This window comes from Arthrobacter sp. JCM 19049 (genome assembly GCF_001310435.1).
Genome location: NZ_BAXF01000471.1, coordinates 1 through 1,665 on the forward strand (window position 1 = coordinate 1; position 1,665 = coordinate 1,665).

Genomic DNA, 1,665 nt, shown 5'->3' on the forward strand with positions numbered 1-1,665 from the left:
GGCCATGAGCCAGCTGCCGGGCTACCGCACCGGCGGCACGATCCACGTGATCGTGAACAACCAGATCGGCTTCACCACCGCCCCGAGCTCCTCGCGCTCCTCGGAGTACTCCACCGACGTGGCCCGCGCCGTGCAGGCCCCGGTCTTCCACGTCAACGGGGATGACCCGGAGGACGTGGTGCGCGTGGGCCAGTTGGCCTTCGAGTACCGCCAGAAGTTCAACAAGGACGTCGTGATCGACCTGGTGTGCTACCGCCGCCGCGGGCACAACGAGGGCGATGACCCGTCGATGACCCAGCCGATGATGTACAACCTGATCGAGGCCAAGCGCTCGACCCGCAAGCTGTACACCGAGGCGCTGGTCGGCCGCGGCGACATCACCCAGGAGGAGGCCGACAACGCGTTGGCCGAGTACCGCGAGTCGCTGGAGCGGATCTTCTCCGAGACCCACGCCGCGCAGACCTCCCCGATCCCGATCGTCACCCCGGGTTCGACCATCAACGACCTGGAGAAGCCGTTCGCCCAGGCCGAGGATGAGCTGACCCGCGACGGGGCCCGCCCCAGCGCGATCTCCGCGCAGACCGTGGCCGCCATCGGCAAGGCGCACCTGGCGATCCCCGAGGCTTCAACGTGCACAACAAGCTGCGTTCCCTGCTGGAGCGCCGCGAGAAGATGAGCCGCGAGGCGGCATCGACTGGGCTTCGCCGAGCTGCTGGCCCTGGGCTCGCTCTCCATGGAGGGTGTGCCGGTGCGCCTGGCCGGCCAGGACTCGCGCCGCGGCACCTTCGTGCAGCGCCACTCGATGTTCCACGACCGGATCAACGACGAGGAATGGTACCCGCTGAACCACCTCAGCGAGGACCAGGCCCCGATCTGGATCTACGATTCGCTGCTCAGCGAATACGCGGCCCTGGGCTTCGAGTACGGCTACTCGGTGGAGCGCCCGGACGCGCTGGTGATGTGGGAGGCGCAGTTCGGCGACTTCGTCAACGGCGCCCAGACGGTGATCGACGAGTTCATCTCCTCGGCCGAGCAGAAGTGGTCGCAGTCCTCCTCCCTGGTGATGCTGCTGCCGCACGGCTACGAAGGCCAGGGCCCGGACCACTCCTCCGCCCGCATCGAGCGCTTCCTGCAGCTGTGCGCGGAGAACAACATGGTCGTGGCCCAGCCCTCCACCGGCGCCAACCACTTCCACCTGCTGCGCCGCCAGGCCTACGCCCGTCCGCGCAAGCCGCTGATCGTGTTCACCCCGAAGCAGCTGCTGCGCCTGAAGGCGGCGGCCACCTCGGTGGAGGACTTCACCACCGGCGGCTTCCGCGAGGTCATCGGGGACAGCTCGATCTCCGATAACAATGCGGTGGACAAGGTGCTGTTGGTCTCCGGCCGGTTGTACTACGACCTGCTGGCCACCCGTACCAAGGCCAAGGACGAGAAGACGGCGATCATCCGCGTGGAGCAGCTCTACCCGGCCCCGACCGAGCAGATCGCCGCGGAACTGGCCAAGTACCCGAACGCGAAGGTCAGCTGGGTGCAGGACGAGCCAGCCAACCAGGCCCGTGGCCGTTCTTCGGGCTGTACGTGGCCCCGAGCCTGGAGCAGAAGGTCACCCTGGTCTCCCGCCCGGCGTCGGCCGCCACCAGCGCCGGCACCTCCAAGCGGCACGAG

General features: G+C 68.0%; 1 pseudogene. It reads left to right on the top strand.

Annotated elements, in window-relative coordinates:
* Positions 1-1,665, top strand: a pseudogene (locus tag JCM19049_RS13495) (multifunctional oxoglutarate decarboxylase/oxoglutarate dehydrogenase thiamine pyrophosphate-binding subunit/dihydrolipoyllysine-residue succinyltransferase subunit); the annotation flags it as partial.